Source organism: Pollutimonas rozaliensis, from assembly GCF_048751585.1.
Classification (GTDB): domain Bacteria; phylum Pseudomonadota; class Gammaproteobacteria; order Burkholderiales; family Burkholderiaceae_B.
Map to the genome: position 1 here is coordinate 1 of NZ_JAZHOB010000207.1, position 260 is coordinate 260.

The following is a 260-nucleotide window of genomic DNA, read 5'->3' on the forward strand; positions in this document are numbered from 1 at the left end:
GTTTTTTTCTGGTTTACTGCGAAATGATTCATATCACGGCAAGTAATAAATCGCGCTACTTCAGGAATAACGCCGCCAAAGCTTCACGCTCTGTTAATGAGCGGGATTTCAGCTCATTAGACCCACGAGTAATGGTCGCTACGCCCACTCCTAGAAGTTGGCTCATTTGTCGTTGAGATAACTCCCCTTTCAGTAACTCACAGAGAATATTAACTCGTGCAACTAATGCCTCTCGTTCATCAGGGGTCATTAACATGGTC

Annotated in this window: 1 protein-coding gene; it reads right to left on the reverse strand. The window is 44.6% G+C overall.

The features are described from left to right. Positions 1-55 precede the first annotated feature (55 nt). A partial coding sequence (locus tag V0R37_RS22610) for a Trp family transcriptional regulator (protein WP_420376624.1) occupies positions 56-260 on the reverse strand: 205 nt, incomplete at its 5' end.